The organism is Viridibacillus sp. FSL H8-0110 (assembly GCF_038003565.1).
Taxonomy (GTDB): Bacteria; Bacillota; Bacilli; order Bacillales_A; family Planococcaceae; genus Viridibacillus; species Viridibacillus arenosi.
Map to the genome: position 1 here is coordinate 792300 of NZ_JBBOPJ010000001.1, position 17007 is coordinate 809306.

Annotated in this window: 12 protein-coding genes; all 12 read left to right on the forward strand. The window is 37.9% G+C overall.

Features of this window, described 5'->3' with window-relative positions:
- Window positions 1-66: 66 nt before the first annotated feature.
- The 12 genes from gltB (at window position 67) to yunB (ending at window position 16900) form a co-directional block, all read left to right on the forward strand.
- Window positions 67-4590: a glutamate synthase large subunit gene (gene gltB, locus MHH98_RS03910; protein WP_076065712.1), complete on the forward strand. Its 4524-nt coding sequence runs from the start codon at window positions 67-69 to the stop codon at window positions 4588-4590.
- A gap of 17 nt (window positions 4591-4607) precedes the next feature.
- A complete protein-coding gene (locus MHH98_RS03915) occupies window positions 4608-6086 on the forward strand; it encodes a glutamate synthase subunit beta (protein ID WP_076034504.1) in 1479 nt (492 codons plus the stop codon).
- Between the two features lie 387 nt (window positions 6087-6473).
- On the forward strand, window positions 6474-7256 hold the full coding sequence (sufC, locus tag MHH98_RS03920) for a Fe-S cluster assembly ATPase SufC (RefSeq protein WP_053418641.1): 783 nt from the start codon (window positions 6474-6476) through the stop codon (window positions 7254-7256).
- A gap of 17 nt (window positions 7257-7273) precedes the next feature.
- Window positions 7274-8581, forward strand: coding sequence for a Fe-S cluster assembly protein SufD (sufD, locus tag MHH98_RS03925; protein ID WP_038188615.1), 1308 nt, complete (start codon window positions 7274-7276; stop codon window positions 8579-8581).
- The gene (locus MHH98_RS03930) at window positions 8581-9813 is read left to right on the forward strand and encodes a cysteine desulfurase (protein WP_076034505.1); all 1233 of its coding nucleotides are present in this window, start codon (window positions 8581-8583) and stop codon (window positions 9811-9813) included. Before sufD ends, MHH98_RS03930 begins: the two co-directional genes overlap by 1 nt.
- Window positions 9800-10243 carry a Fe-S cluster assembly sulfur transfer protein SufU gene (sufU, locus tag MHH98_RS03935; protein ID WP_076065713.1) on the forward strand — a complete coding sequence of 148 codons (444 nt, stop codon included), beginning with the start codon at window positions 9800-9802 and terminating at the stop codon, window positions 10241-10243. Before MHH98_RS03930 ends, sufU begins: the two co-directional genes overlap by 14 nt.
- A gap of 32 nt (window positions 10244-10275) precedes the next feature.
- Window positions 10276-11673, forward strand: a complete 1398-nt coding sequence (gene sufB, locus MHH98_RS03940) for a Fe-S cluster assembly protein SufB (protein ID WP_038188606.1) — start codon at window positions 10276-10278, stop codon at window positions 11671-11673.
- Between the two features lie 173 nt (window positions 11674-11846).
- Complete coding sequence (locus tag MHH98_RS03945) at window positions 11847-12701, forward strand: DUF72 domain-containing protein (RefSeq protein WP_076065714.1); 855 nt, start codon at window positions 11847-11849, stop codon at window positions 12699-12701.
- Window positions 12702-12703: 2 nt separating this feature from the next.
- Window positions 12704-13525: a sulfite exporter TauE/SafE family protein gene (locus MHH98_RS03950; RefSeq protein ID WP_038188600.1), complete on the forward strand. Its 822-nt coding sequence runs from the start codon at window positions 12704-12706 to the stop codon at window positions 13523-13525.
- Between the two features lie 18 nt (window positions 13526-13543).
- Window positions 13544-14932 carry a bifunctional metallophosphatase/5'-nucleotidase gene (locus MHH98_RS03955; protein WP_076065715.1) on the forward strand — a complete coding sequence of 463 codons (1389 nt, stop codon included), beginning with the start codon at window positions 13544-13546 and terminating at the stop codon, window positions 14930-14932.
- A gap of 57 nt (window positions 14933-14989) precedes the next feature.
- A complete protein-coding gene (locus MHH98_RS03960) occupies window positions 14990-16093 on the forward strand; it encodes an HD-GYP domain-containing protein (RefSeq protein WP_038188594.1) in 1104 nt (367 codons plus the stop codon).
- Between the two features lie 42 nt (window positions 16094-16135).
- Window positions 16136-16900 carry a sporulation protein YunB gene (gene yunB, locus MHH98_RS03965; protein ID WP_038188591.1) on the forward strand — a complete coding sequence of 255 codons (765 nt, stop codon included), beginning with the start codon at window positions 16136-16138 and terminating at the stop codon, window positions 16898-16900.
- Window positions 16901-17007 lie beyond the last annotated feature (107 nt).

Below are 17007 nucleotides of genomic sequence, written 5' to 3' on the forward strand. Positions count from 1 at the left end.
TTTATATCAATTTGAAAAACTAAAATAAATTTAAGTCACTTTTTAAGTGAAGAGGGAGGGATTTACATGACATTTCATCAACTTCCAACAGCACAGGGATTATACTCCCCACAATTTGAGCATGATGCCTGTGGTATTGGTTTATATGCTCATTTAAAAGGTAAAGCCACACATGACATCGTAATGAAGGGGTTAGAAATGCTGTGCCGTTTGGATCATCGTGCAGGGCGAGGTAGTGACGGCAAAACGGGTGATGGGGCAGGATTAATGGTCCAAATTCCGGATGCATTTTTCAGAGCGATTTGTACTGAGTGGACTTTACCTGATCAAGGACGCTACGGTGTCGGGATGTTATTTTTCACTCAAGATAATACTGAACGACAAGATATAGAGAATAAGATGAATGCATTGATTGCTGAGGAAGGCCAAGAGTTATTAGGCTGGAGGACAGTACCAATCAACACAGATCCTTTAAGTGACACTGCTAAGGAAACAGCGCCAGTTGTACGCCAAGTGTTTATTAAAGCGGCTAATGTCAGTAATTCCCTCGCCTTCGAGCGTAAGTTGTATCTAGTTCGTAAGCAAACAGAGCACTGGGCAACAAAAAATGACAAAAAGTTTTATTGTGCAAGTTTTTCCAGCCAAACAATGGTTTTTAAAGGATTACTGACACCTCAAGAGGTGGATGAATTTTACATGGATTTGCAAGATGAGCGATTTGCATCGGCATTTTCATTAGTTCATTCACGTTACAGCACGAATACATTCCCAAGCTGGGAACGTGCACATCCGAATCGCTACATTATTCACAATGGTGAAATTAATACATTACGTGGCAATATTAACTGGATGAAAGCACGTGAACAACAATTTGTTTCAGAAGCATTTGGGGATGATTTAGAAAAGCTTTTACCGATTGTTGACCAAAGTGGTAGTGATTCATCAATGCTTGATAACGCTTTTGAGTTTTTCGTTTTAGCAGGGCGCACGCCGGCTCATACGGCAATGATGATGATACCGGAACCTTGGACTGAGAATCCGCATATTTCAGAAGAGAAAAAAGCGTTTTATGCGTACCATAGCTGTTTAATGGAACCTTGGGATGGGCCAACAGCGATTTGCTTTACTGATGGTAAACAAATTGGTGCGATTTTGGATCGTAATGGTTTACGACCAGCACGCTATTATGTCACAAAGGACGACTACATCATTTTCTCATCAGAAGTTGGTGTAGTGGATATAGAGGAAGAAAATATTGCTTACAAAGAACGTTTAAGCCCGGGGAAAATGTTGCTTGTTGATTTAGAACAAGGACGGATTATTTCAGATGAAGAATTAAAATCAGATATGGCAGGGGAAAAGCCATACGCACAATGGTTAGAAGAAAACCTTGTGACTGTGAAGACGAAAGAAGATCAACCTGAGGACATGATGGATTTACTATTCCGTCAAAAGGTCAATGGTTACACTTACGAAGATATTCACAAATATATCGTACCAATGGTAGCTGAGGGGAAAGACCCCCTTGGCTCAATGGGGAATGATACACCGCTAGCGGTATTATCAGATCGCCCACAATCATTATTTAATTATTTTAAACAGCTTTTTGCACAAGTGACAAATCCACCAATCGATTCGATTCGTGAGCATATTGTTACGTCTACAATGACGGTTTTAGGGGCAGAAGGTGACTTGCTACATCCAACAGAAAAAAATAGCCGTCGAATTTTCTTAGAAACGCCGGTCCTTACGAACAGTCAACTACAGCAATTAATAGTAAATGATGATGAAAATTTCAAAAGTGCATTATTGCACCTTGATTTTTCAGAAGAATTAGAAAATGAATTGGCTAGATTAACAAAAGATGCAGATGAAGCGATTGCAAAAGGTGCTCAACTACTCGTGTTATCAGACCGACTTTTACATGCTGAGACACCGACTATACCAGTACTACTAGCTGCTAGCTGTTTACATCAATATTTAGTGGAAACGGGAAATCGTACAAAGGTGAGTATTATTGTAGAGTCTGCTGAAGTACGTGAAGTGCATCACTTTGCAACTTTAATCGGCTACGGTGTAGATGCGATTAATCCGTATTTAACATTTGCTTCAATTTATCAAGCGATTAAAGATGGTCATCTGTCACAAACATATGATGAGGCTGTTGCCAAATATACAAAAGCTATTGCAGATGGTGTTGTTAAAGTTATGTCTAAGATGGGTATTTCAACTGTTCAGAGTTACCGTGGTGCTCAAGTCTTTGAAGCGGTAGGTATTAGTAAAGAAGTTATTGCTAAATATTTCACAGGAACAGCTTCACAATTAAGCGGCATTGATTTAGAAACAATCGGTAAAGAGGCACTTCGTAAGCATGCTGAAGCAGTGCGCTCTACTGAGCAAGTGTTGCAATCGGGCAGTGATTTCCAGTGGAGAAGCACGGGTGAGCATCATGCCTTTAATCCGAAAACGATCCATACATTGCAATGGGCAGCACGTAAAGGGGATATCGGTCTTTACAGACAATATGCTGAAATGGCAAATGAAGAGCGAATTGGTTTCTTGCGTAATTTATTTGCATTCAAAAAAGCACAACGACGTATTCCGATAGAAGAGGTAGAATCTGTTGCATCAATAGTAAAACGCTTTAAAACAGGTGCCATGTCATTTGGGTCATTAAGTCAGGAAGCGCATGAAACATTAGCTATTGCGATGAACAGATTGGGCGGTAGAAGTAACAGTGGAGAAGGGGGGGAACACCCTAGCCGTTATGAGATTGATGCTAATGGAGATAATCGTCGAAGTGCAATTAAACAAATTGCTTCAGGTCGTTTTGGTGTGAAAAGCCATTACTTAGTGAATGCAGATGAGTTGCAAATTAAAATGGCACAAGGGGCAAAGCCTGGTGAGGGTGGTCAGTTACCTGGCAACAAAGTATACCCATGGGTAGCTGATGTTCGTGGTTCAACTACAGGTGTTGGATTAATCTCGCCTCCACCACATCATGATATCTACTCTATTGAAGATATGGCTGAGTTGATTCATGATTTGAAAAACGCTAATCGTCATGCACGTATTAGTGTGAAACTTGTTTCAAAAGCTGGGGTTGGTACCATTGCCGCTGGTGTTGCGAAAGGTGCAGCTGACGTAATTGTTGTTAGTGGATATGACGGTGGTACAGGAGCTTCACCAAAAACGAGCATTAAGCATACCGGATTACCATGGGAGCTTGGTCTTGCGGAGGCGCATCAAACGCTGATGTTAAATGGACTACGTGATCGCGTCATTTTAGAAACGGATGGTAAATTGATGACAGGAAAAGACGTCGTGATGGCGGCTTTACTCGGAGCTGAAGAATATGGTTTTGCAACAGCCCCATTAATCGTTCTTGGTTGTGTAATGATGAGAGCGTGTCATTTAGATACATGCCCAGTTGGGGTAGCTACTCAAAATCCTGAGTTAAGAGCGAAATTCATGGGGAATGCGGATCACGTCGTAAATTTCATGCAATTTGTTGCTGAAGAAGTACGAGAACATATGTCTATGCTCGGTTTCCGTTCAATGGATGAGATGATTGGTCGCACAGATGTTTTAGAAATTAGTGACCGAGCTATGAATCATTGGAAAGCAAGCCAATTAGATCTTTCAGCTTTATTATATCAACCTAAAGGACCTCGTACTCAGCAAGTGATGCAAGATCATAAAATTGAAGAATCTCTTGATATGCGTGAAATTCTTGGCGCGGTTGAGAAAGCAATAATGGATGAAAGTCCTATTAAACTGCACTATCCGATTAAAAACACAGACCGAGTTGTTGGCACTATTATCGGGAGTGAAATATCCAAACGTTATGGTGAAAGAGGTTTAGTTGACGATACAATTTCACTTCAATTCACGGGTTCAGCAGGGCAAAGTTTTGGTGCGTTTATTCCTAGAGGAATGTCTATGTATGTAAATGGCGATGCGAATGATTACTTCGGTAAAGGGTTATCAGGAGGGAAAGTTGTCGTTTCCGCACCAATAAAAGGCGATGTTGAGAAGAACGTCATTGCCGGAAACGTTTGTTTATACGGCGCTACGAGTGGTAAAGCATTTATCAATGGCCGTGCAGGAGAACGTTTTGCAGTCCGTAATAGTGGTGCGGATATCGTTGTTGAAGGAATAGGAGATCATTGTTGTGAGTACATGACAGGAGGCCATGTTGTTATTTTAGGTGATGTAGGTAAGAACTTTGGTGCTGGTATGTCCGGTGGTATTGCGTACGTATTAGTAGAAGATGAAAAATCTTTCAAAGAAAAGTGCAACATGGAAATGATAGGATTTGAAGATTTAGAAAATGAGGAAGAAACTAAATTTGTCCGCGCATTAATTGAAGAACATATTTTGAACACAGATAGTTCAAAAGCTAAAACGCTCTTAACTGATTGGTCGCAGTCAGTTGTTAAATTCTTAAAAGTTGTTCCAGCAGACTACAAGAAAATGATTGATCGTATTAGTGATTTCGAGGCTGAAGGTTTATCTGCTGATGATGCAGCGATGAAAGCATTTTTAGTTACTTCTAAAAAAAAGGAAGTAGTGCTTTCCAATAAATAATGGGGGAGGGGTTCTAGATGGGGAAACCAACTGGATTTATGGAATATAGTCGAGAAAAGGCAAAAGAACAACCACCACTAGAGCGCATTAAGAATTGGAAAGAATATGCTTCAAGATTAACCGATGAAGCTCTTCAAATCCAAGGTGCTAGATGTATGGATTGTGGGACACCTTTTTGTCATATGGGAATTGAGATTCGCGGTACAGCTGCAGGTTGTCCGATTAATAATGTTATCCCCGAGTGGAATGACTTAGTGTATAAAGGTAAATGGAAGGAAGCGTTAGAACGTTTATTGCTTACAAATAACTTTCCGGAATTCACAGGACGCGTTTGCCCCGCGCCTTGTGAAGGTTCTTGTACATTAGCAATTACAGACCCAGCAGTTGCAATTAAAAGTATTGAACGAACTATTATAGATAAAGGGTTCGAAAATGGGTGGATTCAACCACGTATGCCTAAACTACGTACAGGTAAAAAAATTGCTGTCATTGGTTCAGGACCAGCAGGACTTGCTGCAGCGGATCAATTAAACCAATCGGGGCACTCGGTTACTATTTACGAGCGAGCTGACCGAGCTGGTGGCTTACTTATGTACGGAATTCCGAATATGAAGCTCGAAAAAGATGTTGTAGAACGCAGAATTCAATTGTTAATGGAAGAAGGCATAGAGTTTGTATTAAATACCGAAGTAGGTAAGGATATTACGGCTGAACAGTTAAAAGCCGAGTATGATGCAATCATCCTGTGTACAGGGGCAACTAAACAACGTGCGCTTTATATGAAAGGAAGCGACTCAGAAGGGGTTCATTTAGCAATGGACTATTTAACTTCAACATCTAAGAGTTTGCTAGATTCTAACTTTGAAGATGATAAGTATATTAATACAAAAGGTAAGGATGTCATTGTTATTGGTGGTGGTGATACAGGGGCTGACTGTGTAGCTACGGCAATTCGTCAAAATTGTAAAAGCATTGTACAATTCGGTAAACATCCTCAGTTACCAATCAATCGAGCTGACGATAATTTATGGCCAACTGATCCTCATATTTATAAATTAGATTATGCCTATGCTGAAGCGGACGAAAAGTATGGTAAAGACCCTCGAGAATATTGCATCCAAACAAAGAAAATTGTGGCGGATAAAAAAGGTCATGTGAAAGAATTACACACAATCCAAATGAATAAAGTTATTAATGATGAAGGGTACGCTTATTTTGAAGAAGTACCTGGTACTGAAAGGGTATGGCCTGCACAACATGTATTCGTTGCAATCGGCTTTGAAGGTGTGGAGCACGCTTTACCAGAACAATTTGGAGTTAAAATAACGAATAACAAAATTGCGTCAGTCGGGAAAAAATATGCTACTAATGTAAATGGTGTTTTTACAGCAGGTGATGCCCGTAAAGGTCAAAGTTTAATCGTATGGGCGATTAAAGAAGGTCGTGGTGTAGCAGAAACTGTCGATGCATATTTGACAGAATACGCTTCCTTATAAGTAAAGAATGTCTAAAAAGCCTGTACAGCAGGCTTTTTTTATGGAGAAAAAATGGTGTGTTGGAATAAAATAGTAAGAAAAGGATAATATTTGTATAATGGAGATGTTTGAAAATACATTAATTTTCAGAAAAATAAGGTTATCACTACACTGGGAGTGAAATCGATTCTCAATTAGAGTATCTGTATTGAAAATGAATTAATTTTTTACAAATAACAAAGAATTGCTAGAATAGTTGATATAAAGCTAGTGGATATCTACTGTTTAAAGGGGAAGTGAGAATAATTTTCAAAAGATTTGCAAGCCACTTCTTTTTCAGTTAAGATTAGAATGATATTAAATTAGAAATGGGAAACCATTCATTGAACTTTAAATGGAGGTAATGAAATGTCAACATTAGTAATCACAGATCTTCATGTCGAAATTGACGGAAAAGAGATTTTAAAGGGTGTAAATTTAACACTTAATACAAACGAAATCCATGCTATCATGGGTCCAAATGGTACGGGTAAATCTACTTTAGCTTCTGCTATTATGGGTCACCCAAAATATGAAGTAACTTCAGGTTCAATCATGCTAGATGGTGAAGACGTACTTGAAATGGAAGTAGACGAACGCGCAAAAGCGGGTCTTTTCCTTGGTATGCAATACCCATCAGAAATTTCTGGTGTAACAAACGCTGACTTCTTACGTTCTGCTATTAACGCACGTCGTGAAGAAGGTGACGAGATTTCATTGATGAAATTCATCCGTGAATTAGATAAAAAAATGGAATTCCTAGAAATGGATTTAGATATGGCTCAACGCTACTTAAACGAAGGTTTCTCTGGCGGTGAGAAAAAGCGTAACGAAATTCTACAATTAATGATGATCAAACCTAAATTCGCTATTTTAGACGAAATTGACTCTGGTCTTGATATTGATGCATTAAAAGTTGTTTCTAAAGGTATCAACGAAATGCGCGGCGAAGGCTTTGGCTGCTTAATGATCACTCACTACCAACGTCTACTTAACTACATCACTCCAGATAAAGTACATGTTATGATGCAAGGTAAAGTTGTAAAATCGGGTGGAGCTGAATTAGCTCATAAACTTGAAGCTGAAGGTTATGACTGGATTAAACAAGAATTAGGTATTGAAGACGAAGAAACTGCTGAACAAGAAGCATAAGAAGGAGGACGAGCAGAATGACGGTTGAAACAAAATTGGCGGTAACCGCTCAAGACGTACGCTCCTTCTCTGAAGCGAACAATGAACCAAGCTGGTTAACAGAGCTTCGTGAAAGTGCACTAGCGAACGTAGAAACGCTACCATTGCCAAAACCAGATAAAACTAATATTACAAAATGGAATTTCACAGAATTCCCAGCACATGTTGTAGAAAGTACAACATATGCATCACTAGCTGAACTTCCAGAAGAAGTGAAGTCAATTGTAGATGTTGAAAACCAACATAACATCTATATCCAACACAATAATACACCTGCATATTTGGAGCTTTCAGAAGAGCTAAAAGCACAAGGTGTTATTTTGACTGATATTATCACTGCAAGTCGCGAACATAGTGACCTAGTGAAAAAATATTATATGACAGAAGGCGTAAAAGCTGATGCTCATAAATTAGCTGCATTACATGCTGCATTAGTAAACGGCGGAGTCTTCGTTTATGTTCCAAAAAACGTCATCATTGAAGAACCTCTTCAAGTTGTGTTCTTACATGACAATCCAGAAGCTTCATTATTCAATCATGTATTAATTGTTGCTGAAGCAAACAGTTCAGTTACATATGTAGAAAACTATCTTTCTACTGTTGACGAAGCAACTGGACAAGCAAATATTATTGCAGAAGTGATCGTAAATGATAATGCAAAAGTAATTTTTGGAGCGGTAGATGTACTTGCGAAAGGTTTAACAACTTATGTTAACCGCCGCGGTATTTTACACCGTGATGCAACTATCGAATGGGCTGCAGGTTTAATGAATGACTGTGATACAATCTCTGAAAATATTTCGCATTTAATTGGTGACGGTTCAAATGCTGATAGTAAATCAGTAGTTGTTGGTCGCGGAAATCAAAGTCAAAACTTCACAACTGAAGTTCGCCATTGGGGTAAAGCATCTACTGGATACATCCTTACACACGGTGTTATGAAAGATGCTTCTCGTGCTATTTTCAATGGCATTGGCAAAATCGAACACGGTGCTACTAAAGCAGATGCTGTTCAAGAATCACGTGTGTTAATGTTTAGCGAAGATGCTCGTGGTGACGCTAACCCAATCCTATTAATTGAAGAAGACGATGTAACTGCTGGACACGCAGCTTCTGTTGGACGCGTTGACCCAATTCAACTGTATTACTTAATGAGTCGCGGTATTGCGAAAAAAGAAGCTGAACGTTTAGTTATTCACGGATTCCTTGCGCCAGTTGTAAACAAATTGCCTATCGAGGGTGTTAAAAAGCAACTGACGGAGGTTATCGAAAGGAAAGTTCGCTAATGATCAAAGATGACATTCGAAGCTATTTCCCGATATTAAATCAAGAAATAAATGGGCATCCGCTTGTTTATCTTGATAGTGCTGCAACTTCTCAAAAGCCAATTCAAGTAATTGAAGCAATCAAAAATTATTATGAATTTGAAAATTCAAATGTTCACCGTGGTGTTCACACACTTGGGAACAGAGCAACAGATTCTTATGAAGGTGCTCGTGAAAAAATTCGTAAATTTATCAATGCAAACTCGACTGAAGAAATCATCTTCACAAGAGGGACTACAACTGCTTTAAATATAGTTGCACAGAGTTATGGTCGTACACATGTAGGTGAAGGCGATGAAATCGTCATCACTTATATGGAACACCATTCTAACTTAATTCCTTGGCAACAACTTGCGAAGGAAAAAGGCGCGACATTAAAATATATCGATTTAGAGTCAGATGGTACTTTATCATTAGAAAAAGTGCGTGCAACAATTACTGACAAAACAAAAATTGTCTCAATGGCATATGCTTCAAATGTCTTGGGTACGATCAACCCAATTAAAGAAATTACCGCTATAGCTCATGAGCATGGTGCTGTAATGGTCGTTGATGGGGCGCAAGGTGTACCTCATTTTAAAACAGATGTGCAAGATTTAGATTGTGATTTCTTAGCATTCTCTGGGCACAAAATGTGCGGACCAACTGGTATTGGTGTATTATATGGTAAAAAAGCGCTTCTCGAAAACATGGAGCCGGTTGAATTTGGTGGCGAAATGATCGATTTTGTAGGTCTTCATGAATCTACATGGAAGGAGCTACCTTGGAAATTTGAAGGTGGTACTCCAATCATTGCTGGAGCTATTGGATTAGGTGCAGCTATTGATTTCCTTCAAGAAATCGGCATGGACACGATTGAAAAACACGAACATGATTTATCGCGTTATGCAATAGACCAAATGCAAACAATTAAAGGTTTATCAATTTATGGACCACAAGATCCTGCAAAGCGTTCAGGTCTTGTAACATTTAATTTAGATGATGTTCATCCACATGATGTAGCAACTGTTCTGGATATGAACGGAATTGCTGTACGCGCTGGGCATCATTGTGCACAGCCGCTTATGAAATGGTTACAATGTACTGCAACTGCACGTGCTAGCTTCTATATTTATAACAATGAGGAAGATATTGACCGTCTTGTTGCAGGGTTGCGCACTGCGAAGGAGTATTTTGCTGATGTCTTTGAATAATTTAGATCAACTTTACCGTTCAGTTATTATGGATCACTATAAAAAGCCAAGAAACAAAGGGGCTCTTGAAGGTAGTAATGTCACTATCGATATGAACAACCCTACTTGTGGCGACCGTATCCGTTTAACTTTACAAGTAAATAATGGCATCGTTGAGGATGCTAAATTTGATGGAGAAGGTTGTTCCATCTCAATGTCTTCTGCTTCCATGATGACTCAAACAGTCAAAGGGAAAACAGTTGAGGAAGCTCAAAACCTAGCACATATTTTCTCTGAAATGATGCTTGGAAAAGAATATGACGATTCAATCGATTTAGGTGATGTAGAGGCACTTTCAGGTGTTTCGAAATTCCCAGCTCGTATTAAATGTGCAACTTTAGCTTGGAAAGCGATGGAAAAAGGCGTACAAAACGAATCTGAAAATAAATAAATTATTAATGAACTCTGAACGGAGGAGAAACGATGGCTAAAAAAATGCCTGAAATTGGCGATTACAAGTATGGATTCCATGACAAGGACGTATCTATTTTCCGTTCAAAACGTGGATTAACTGCTGATATCGTTAAAGAAATTTCTAAAATGAAAAACGAGCCTCAATGGATGTTAGATTTCCGTCTAAAATCACTTGAGATTTTCTATGAAAAACCAATGCCTCAATGGGGTGGCGATCTTTCTGAGTTAAACTTCGATGAGATTACGTATTATGTAAAACCTTCAGAAGCAACTCAAAAATCTTGGGATGAAGTACCAGCTGAAATCAAAGAAACATTTGATAAGCTTGGTATTCCTGAAGCAGAACAAAAATACCTTGCGGGTGTTTCTGCACAATATGAATCTGAAGTTGTTTACCATAACATGAAGGAAGAACTTGAAGACATGGGCGTTGTGTTTAAAGACACAGACTCAGCACTTCGTGAAAACGAAGAACTTTTCAGAGAGTACTTCGGTAAAACAATTCCACCACAAGACAACAAATTCTCTGCACTAAACTCAGCAGTATGGTCTGGTGGTTCGTTCATCTATGTACCAAAAGGTGTTAAACTTGAAACACCTCTACAAGCGTACTTCCGTATTAACTCTGAAAACATGGGTCAATTCGAACGTACATTGATCATTGTTGATGAAGGTGCAAGTGTACACTACGTTGAAGGATGTACAGCTCCAGTTTATACAACAAGCTCTCTACACAGTGCTGTTGTAGAAATCATCATCAAAAAAGACGCATATTGCCGTTATACAACGATTCAAAACTGGGCTAACAACGTTTATAACCTAGTAACGAAACGTGCTGTATGTGATGCTAATGCTACAATGGAATGGATTGATGGTAACATCGGTTCTAAATTAACTATGAAATACCCAGCATGTATCCTTAAAGGTGAAGGTGCTCGTGGTATGACATTATCAATTGCCATTGCAGGTCGTGGACAAAACCAAGATACTGGTGCGAAAATGATTCACTTAGCACCAAACACATCTTCAACAATCGTATCAAAATCCATTTCTAAACATGGTGGTAACGTAACATATCGCGGTATTGTTCGCTTTGGTAAAAAAGCAATCAACGCTCGTGCAAATATTGAATGCGATACTTTAATCATGGATAATGAATCGACTTCTGATACAATTCCATACAACGAAGTAATGAATGATCAAATCTCTTTAGAGCATGAAGCAAAAGTTTCAAAAGTATCTGAAGAGCAATTGTTCTACTTAATGAGCCGAGGTGTTTCTGAGCAAGAAGCTACTGAAATGATCGTAATGGGCTTCATCGAGCCGTTCACTAAGGAACTTCCAATGGAATATGCTGTAGAAATGAACCGTCTAATCAAATTCGAAATGGAAGGCTCTATCGGTTAATTAGAGCTAACTATAAAGCTTCGGCAACTCAATTTGGATTTCCAAATTGGTGCCGAAGCTTTTTTTATACATTTAGAGAAGGTTTTTGTAATAGAAGGATGGGGTGAATCTGTTCTAACACAGTTGAATGTTATGCTATCATTAACTATATGTCTGTTAATGGGGGATATGAGATGATACACATTGGTTTAACTGGATGGGGAGATCATCCAGATCTTTATAGTCCATTGTCTACAGCACGTAATAAATTATTTGATTACAGTGGACACTTTCCTGTTGTTGAAGTGGATACATCATTCTATTCTATTCCATCTGAAGCTAATGTGCGGAAGTGGATTGCAGAAGTACCTGATCATTTTCAGTTTGTTGTAAAGGCTTATCAAGGTATGACAGGTCATTTAAGGCAGGATAATCCTTATGAAACTAGGGAAGATATGTTTGAGGCATTTAAAGATGCGATTACACCTTTTCAACAAGCAGGTAAGCTTGCAATGATATTAGTACAGTTCCCACCGTGGTTTGACTGTCAATCAAAAAATGTTACTTATATTCGCTATGTGAAGCAACAATTAAAGAATTTTCCTATCGCAATTGAATTCCGAAATCGCACTTGGTATAGTGAAAAATTCTTGGATGGTACATTGAATTTTTTACGTCAAGAGGGTTTAATACATACAGTTTGTGATGAGCCACAGGCAGGAGAAGGGTCAGTTCCGCTAGTACCAAAGGCGACAAATGAACGTGTCCTTGTTCGTATTCACGGTCGTAATGTGCATGGCTGGCGTAATCCCGGAAATAATGAAGAATGGCGTAAAATTCGTTTTTTGTATAACTATAATGAAGAAGAATTAAAGGGACTACAAAAACATATTGTATCGTTACAACAGCAGGTAAAAGATGTGTTTGTATTATTTAATAATAACTCAGGAAATGATGCAGCAAAAAATGCAAAACAACTGCAAAAAATGCTGGGAGTACAATATGAAGGATTATCTCCAAAACAATTAGATTTTTTTGAAGGAGAATAGTAATGGAATTTATATTAATTGCTGTAATTGGGCTATGTTCAGGTCTAGTTGGCGCTTTAGTAGGCCTAGGTGGAGGCGTGATATTAGTACCAGCTACACTATTTGTAGGGCTCACACTCGGTTTAATCCCAGATATAACACCACAAAAAGTAGTAGGCTTATCTGTAGTTATGATGATTTTCACTGGACTAGCATCTACTCTGTCATATATGAAATCTAAAACAGTTGATTATAAAAGTGGCGTAATTTTCTTTGCAGGGAGTATACCTGGGACGATTCTTGGTGCTTGGGTGAACAAAGGATTAGATTTGCCTTCATTTAATTTATACTTTGGTATTTTACTAATTATATTAGCGACAATCTTAATCGTGAAGGATAAATTAAAACCAGTAAAATGGTTTGTTGAGAATGGACTGAAGCGAACTTTTGTCGACCAGGAAGGTAAAAGTTTTGTTTATGGCTATCCGATTTGGTTTGCATTATTATTAACTTTTGCAATTGGCTTTGCATCAGGGTTATTTGGGATTGGTGGAGGATCGATGATTGTTCCTGCAATGATATTATTATTCTTGTTCCCTCCCCATGTGGCTGTGGCAACATCCATGTTCATGGTGTTTTTATCGTCTATCGTCAACTCAGCTAGCCATATTTATTTAGGAAATGTTCCATGGATGTATACGATTCCGGTAATTCCAGGGGCTTATATAGGGGCGAAAATAGGAGCAGCACTTAATAAGCGTATTAAATCAGATACATTAGTGCTCTTTTTACGAATAATTTTATTACTTCTCGGAATCCGTTCAATCATAGATGGACTAATCTGAATGTAAAGAGGGGATATTATGCTAGAAACAATCCATTTTTATCATACAAATGATGTCCATAGCCATTTTGAACATTGGCCTCGTACTCACGAATTTCTTGTGACACGAAAGAAGTGGCATAAAGAAGTAGGTGATAGTTGCTTTGTTCTTGATATAGGAGACTTTATGGATCGTTCGAATGTTTATACTGAGGCGACGTTGGGTAAAGGAAATGTGAAATTATTAAATGATGCAAATTATGATGCTGTAACGATTGGTAATAATGAAGGTATTACTTTATCGAATAGCGAATTGAATACATTATATAAAGATGCGAAATTCGATGTCTTAGTAGCTAATTTGCACAATATTAATGGTGACGTACCAAGTTGGGCAAAATCATATCAGATTTATAACACAGCTGCCGGTGTAAAAGTAGGAATTATTGCAGCTACAGCACCTTTTTATTTATTTTATGAGCAACTTGAATGGCAAGTATTAGAACCACTCGCAGTATTGAAAAAACAAGTAGATGAGCTACGAGATCAAGTGGATGTGCTTGTTTGTATGTCGCATCTAGGTTTGTCTGAGGATACATTGTTAGCAGAACAGTGCCCTGAAATCGATGTTATTTTCGGAGCACATACGCATCATATTTTGCACGAAGGTAAAATAGTGAATGATGTGCTGTTAACTGGTGGAGGGAAATTTGGCTTATTTGTAGGGCATACTGAAATACTATTTGATATGGATTTAAAAAAAGTTGTGAAGAAAAAAACGATGCTTCACAGAACGATAGATCTTGCATCTGTAGACAAGGAGAAAGAGAAAGTAGTAAGTCTAGAACAACGAGGGCGTGAACTACTTGATGTACCTGTATTTTACACAGACCGTTACTATAATAAGGAATGGTACCATCATTCAAATCTGTCACGACTATTTGCAAAAGCGTTATTAAAATTTTCAAATGCTGATTGTGCTCTGTTCAATGCAGGAATCTTTTTAAGTGGACTTCCAAAAGGTAGAGTGACAGCTAATGACATTCACGGTATGCTTCCACACCCAATCAACGCTTGTGTAGTTGAGCTTACTGGTGAGTGTTTAAAAGAAATTTACATGGAAGCACAAAATGTAGATTGGCCAAGGAGAGAAGTGAAGGGCTTAGGGTTTAGAGGCGTAGTGATGGGTAAGATGCTAAACTATCAATTTGAAGTGGATGATATGGGGAGGTTAGTAATAGGAGGTAGTATTGCAGATTTGAAAAAAAGTTACAAACTTGTGACTTTAGATATGTATACTTTTGGGTATTTCTTTCCCGATTTCAAAAATACACCAAAAACATACTTGTTACCTCAATTTTTACGTGATATTCTAATTCTGTATGGACTTGAATTTTTCAAAGGGGAAAATTCAGAAAGACCTGATTAAAGTTTTATATGAGTCAATATATAGAGAATAGATTATGTTTATGAATGGGGAAATAGTATGAGGCTGATTTCAACTAAAGTGTTGCAACCTGGAATGGTGATCGGCAGAACAATTTGGAATGAGGCTGGAAGACCTTTGCTACATGAAGGGGTCGTAGCATCAAATCAAATAGCCAACCGACTTTTACAATTAAATGTTCAATATGTATATATTAACGATAAAATTTCTCATGATATTAATATAGTTGAAGCTGTGCCAATACATGTAAGAAGAAAAGCTGTAGATAAAATTACAGAATCCTTCAAAATGTTAAAAAATCAAAAAAATGCTGATTTAACTTATTGTTTAGATCAACAGTCCAAACATTTTGGATGTATTATAGAGCAGTTACTTGAAAGTATTGTAAATAGTGAAGAAATGATTACAGTTTTGAGTGATGCATTTATATATGATGAATATATTTATCAACACTCACTACAAGTGGCCATTTATTCTATTGCGATTGCTAGAGAGATGAAATATACATCGGATGAAATACGCCAAATTGGGATTGGTGCCATGTTACATGACGTAGGTAAGATGCTAATCCCACTTGAGATTTTAAATAAACCTGGGCGCTTAACAAATGAAGAATACGATACAATGAAACTTCATGCAAAGTATGGCTTTGATTTATTAAGAAACTTACATACTATTTCTTTATTATCAGCACATTGTGCATTCCAACATCACGAAAGACTTGATGGTAGTGGGTATCCACGTGGATTGATTGATTTTGAAATTCATCCATATGCTAAAATTATTGCTGTCGCCGATGTATTTGATGCTGTGACATCTAATCGCGTATATCGAAAGAAAATGTTGCCATCGCATGGAATGGAAATAATAAAGCAAGGTATAGGTACGTTATACGATGAGAAAGTTGTAAAAGCATTTCAAAAATGCATTGCCATATATCCAAATGGAACTGTCGTTTTACTTTCTGATGGTCGACGAGGCATCGTCTCAAAACAAAATCATAAATCAACAGATAAACCTTGGATTCGCATTTTTGAGGAGGATGGTGAAATATTGCAAGCAACATATGAATGTTGCTTGGAAAATGAACCAGCTACTTACATCCATCAGGTTGAGGTGGAATACCTCGTACATAGTGAATAAATAATGCCCCTTAGTCATAGCCTATGATTAGGGGGAATTTTTTTGCGTTTACCAAAACAAAGACGTAGATTGTTAGTGCAAAAACGACAAAAACGCTCTCGATTATTACCACTTTTTATCGTAAGCTTTTTTGGGATGATTGCTCTCTTATTTTACTTAGTGAATATAAGACTGATGCCAACATATTTGGATTATGCGGAAGTCCAAACGAATCGAATAGCATCTGAAGTTATTAGTAAGGCTATTAACTCTAGAACTGCGAATGTCCTTGATGTTAATGATATAATAGAAGAAGTTCCAGGCGAAGATACTAAAATGACAAAGTTTAATTCAGAAATTATTAATCGTGTTATGGCGGAAACATATACGCTCGTACAAGATCATCTTGAAGAAGCAGAGTCAGGAAATTTAAGTAAACTGCCGAAATACGACGATATTGAATATGATGCCAATGCAATGCAAGAAGATGGTGGTGTTGTCTTTTATGTCCCAATTGGGCAGGTAACAAAATTACCCTTGTTAGGGAATTTAGGACCGAAAATACCTATTCGTTTTCATGTTATAGGCAAGATCAATACAAATGTCGAAACGGATATTGAGGAGTTTGGTATTAATAATGCACTCGTGAAAGTGCAAATTCATTTATCAGTAAATGTTCAAGTCATCGTTCCATTTGCTAGTAAATCAACCACTGTGGAGCAAAGAATTCCAGTTGCTATTGGTATGCTTAAGGGGACAGTACCTAATATTTATACGACAGGTGGAGGTACGCAACCATCAGTCGAGGTACCTATTAAAATGAACTAAGAGATATTTAATTTCCCTTTTCATTTCATTTCATTTAAATTAATATTTACTTAGTGCAGGGTATAGCAAAATATTTTGACAATATTAGTAATCGAAGGTTGTTTGAA